Consider the following 3,868-nt stretch of genomic DNA (forward strand, 5'->3'; position numbering starts at 1 on the left):
ATGAGATTCTTTCAACGCTACTCTATCTGACAAATGTGCTAGCAAAAGAACGGTGAATGATACTCCTAAAGAGTACTGTGAGCCCGCCTTGCGCAAAAGTCATCGCAAAAAGCGCGATGATTTAGCACGATAATTTGATTAGCAAAACTTGTCACGCATACAACACGCAGACATTCACTTGTGGATGCGCTGCACCGCAGTCTCTGATTAAAAAGGCGGTGACTGATAAATAGCCTTGTAGTTCATTCTTGGCGGGGTGAATACAAACGCCATTTTGGGTTGTATGGTTAAGTGACTAAGCGTATACGGTGGATGCCTAGGCAGTTAGAGGCGATGAAGGACGTGTAAGTCTGCGAAAAGCTGTGGTGAGCTGACAAAAAGCATTTGAGCCACAGATGTCCGAATGGGGAAACCCACCGCTTCGGCGGTATCATTAAGTGAATACATAGCTTAATGAGGCAAACGAGGGGAACTGAAACATCTAAGTACCCTTAGGAAAAGAAATCAACCGAGATTCCCCAAGTAGCGGCGAGCGAACGGGGAGCAGCCGAGTAATTATGAAGTAGTGGAATGTGTTGGAAAGCACAGCGATACAGGGTGATAGCCCCGTACACGAAGTTTCATAGTTGCCATATTAAGTAGGTCGGGACACGTGTTATCTTGACTGAAGATGGGGGGACCATCCTCCAAGGCTAAATACTCCTAACTGACCGATAGTGAACTAGTACCGTGAGGGAAAGGCGAAAAGAACCCCTGTGAGGGGAGTGAAATAGAACCTGAAACCGTATACGTACAAGCAGTAGGAGCAGGCTTGTCCTGTGACTGCGTACCTTTTGTATAATGGGTCAGCGACTTATATTTAGTAGCAAGGTTAACCGTATAGGGGAGCCGTAGCGAAAGCGAGTGTTAACTGCGCGTTTAGTTGCTAGGTATAGACCCGAAACCCGGTGATCTAGCCATGGGCAGGTTGAAGGTTGAGTAACATCAACTGGAGGACCGAACCGACTAACGTTGAAAAGTTAGCGGATGACTTGTGGCTGGGGGTGAAAGGCCAATCAAACCGGGAGATAGCTGGTTCTCCCCGAAATCTATTTAGGTAGAGCCTCGGACGAACACCATTGGGGGTAGAGCACTGTTAAGGCTAGGGGGTCATCCCGACTTACCAACCCTTTGCAAACTCCGAATACCGATGAGTGCTATCCGGGAGACACACGGCGGGTGCTAACGTCCGTCGTGAAGAGGGAAACAACCCAGACCGCCAGCTAAGGTCCCAAAATATTGCTAAGTGGGAAACGAAGTGGGAAGGCTAAGACAGCTAGGAGGTTGGCTTAGAAGCAGCCATCCTTTAAAGAAAGCGTAATAGCTCACTAGTCGAGTCGGCCTGCGCGGAAGATGTAACGGGGCTAAGCAATATACCGAAGCTGCGGATTTGAACTTAGGTTCAAGTGGTAGGGGAGCGTTGTGTAAGTGGCTGAAGGTGAACCGGGAGGTTTGCTGGACATATCACAAGTGCGAATGCTGACATGAGTAACGATAATGGGGGTGAAAAACCCCCACGCCGGAAGACCAAGGTTTCCTATCCCATGCTAATCAGGGTAGGGTAAGTCGGCCCCTAAGGCGAGGCGGAAACGCGTAGTCGATGGGAAACGGATTAATATTTCCGTACTTGTTATATCAGTGAAGGGGGGACGGAGAAGGTTATGCTAGCTTGGCGATGGTTGTCCAAGTGAAAGTGCGTAGGGTTGATGTTTAGGAAAATCCGGACATCTACATGCCTGAGACACGAGACGAGACACTAAGGTGTTGAAGTAGCAAATACCATGCTTCCAGGAAAAGCCTCTAAACTTATGATATAGCGAACCGTACCCCAAACCGACACAGGTGGTCAGGTAGAGAATACTAAGGCGCTTGAGAGAACTCGGGTGAAGGAACTCGGCAAAATTGTACCGTAACTTCGGGAGAAGGTACGCCCTTGTTTGTGATGGAACTTGCTTCCTAAGCGAATGAGGGCCGCAGTGACCAGGTGGCTGGGACTGTTTATTAAAAACACAGCACTGTGCTAAATCGAAAGATGACGTATACGGTGTGACACCTGCCCGGTGCCGGAAGGTTAATTGATGGGGTTAGCGCAAGCGAAGCTCTTGATCGAAGCCCCGGTAAACGGCGGCCGTAACTATAACGGTCCTAAGGTAGCGAAATTCCTTGTCGGGTAAGTTCCGACCTGCACGAATGGTGTAACCATGGCCACGCTGTCTCCACCCGAGACTCAGTGAAATTGAAATTGCAGTGAAGATGCTGTGTACCCGCACCTAGACGGAAAGACCCCGTGAACCTTTACTACAGCTTGGCACTGAACATTGACCCTACATGTGTAGGATAGGTGGGAGGCTATGAAGCATTGTCGCCAGATGATGTGGAGCTGCCCTTGAAATACCACCCTTGTATGTTTGATGTTCTAACATTGCGCCCTAATCGGGCGTGTGGACAGTGTCTGGTGGGTAGTTTGACTGGGGCGGTCTCCTCCCAAAGCGTAACGGAGGAGCACGAAGGTTGGCTAATCCTGGTCGGACATCAGGAGGTTAGTGCAATGGCATAAGCCAGCTTAACTGCGAGACAGACACGTCGAGCAGGTACGAAAGTAGGTCATAGTGATCCGGTGGTTCTGAATGGAAGGGCCATCGCTCAACGGATAAAAGGTACTCCGGGGATAACAGGCTGATACCGCCCAAGAGTTCATATCGACGGCGGTGTTTGGCACCTCGATGTCGGCTCATCACATCCTGGGGCTGAAGTCGGTCCCAAGGGTATGGCTGTTCGCCATTTAAAGTGGTACGCGAGCTGGGTTTAGAACGTCGTGAGACAGTTCGGTCCCTATCTGGTGTGGGCGTTGGATGATTGATGGGAGCTGCTCCTAGTACGAGAGGACCGGAGTGGACGAACCGCTGGTGTTCGGGTTGTCATGCCAATGGCATTGCCCGGTAGCTACGTTCGGAATCGATAACCGCTGAAAGCATCTAAGCGGGAAGCGAGCCCAGAGATGAGTCATCCCAGACAGTTTAACTGTCCTGAAGGGTTGTTGTAGACTACAACGTTGATAGGCAGGGTGTGGAAGCGTTGTAAAGCGTTAAGCTAACCTGTACTAATTGCCCGTGCGGCTTAACCATACAACACCAAAATGGCGTAAGCCTTGGTGGTATGTGTGACAAGTTGCCAAATCAAATAAAGTCGTAAGAGTAGCGATGCTCGACGTTAAATAAAGACATTAATTATTAGCTTTCTAACATTGTTAAGAACAACCAAATTCGATGACTTAGCTAAGGCTGAGACATCAACAGAATTGCCTGACGGCAATAGCGATACGGTACCACCTGATCCCATTTCGAACTCAGAAGTGAAACGTATTAGCGGCAATGGTAGTGTGGGGTTTCCCCATGTGAGAGTAGCACACCGTCAGGCTCCCATTAGAAGAACCCGTCCTAGCGACGGGTTTTTTTATGCCTGTAAGAAATTGGACGTGTACTAACCGGCATCCTCTCACAGTGAACACTTGGCATAATATTACAAAACGTCATCCTCGTAAAAACACCCGTCATCCTCGCGCAGGCGAGGACCCCCCACATTACATAGTAAACGTAAACATAGCACCAGTGCGCTTACTAGATGTGCTAGGAGGTCCCCGCCTTCGCGTAATGCTGATCGGTTAAGCTTCGACCACTGAGTTTTAGTTAATTCAAACTTATGTTGACTATGATATTAATGAGATCAAACTAGTGCTTTCAAATTTTCATAAAGAAAAAGATGTTAGCACAACAACTCTACGACCTTTTTTCAGAAGAAAACCTCCAAGAACGAGTAGCCATATTCAATG

Annotated in this window: 2 rRNA genes; both read left to right on the top strand. The window is 48.8% G+C overall.

Annotation, left to right across the window (positions count from 1 at the left end):
* Positions 1-285 precede the first annotated feature (285 nt).
* A 23S ribosomal RNA gene (locus ACKLNX_RS00175) occupies positions 286-3,164 on the top strand.
* Positions 3,165-3,340: 176 nt separating this feature from the next.
* Positions 3,341-3,456 (top strand): 5S ribosomal RNA (gene rrf / locus ACKLNX_RS00180).
* Positions 3,457-3,868 lie beyond the last annotated feature (412 nt).

This window comes from Glaciecola sp. MF2-115 (genome assembly GCF_047250385.1).
Classification (GTDB): Bacteria; Pseudomonadota; Gammaproteobacteria; order Enterobacterales; family Alteromonadaceae; genus Glaciecola.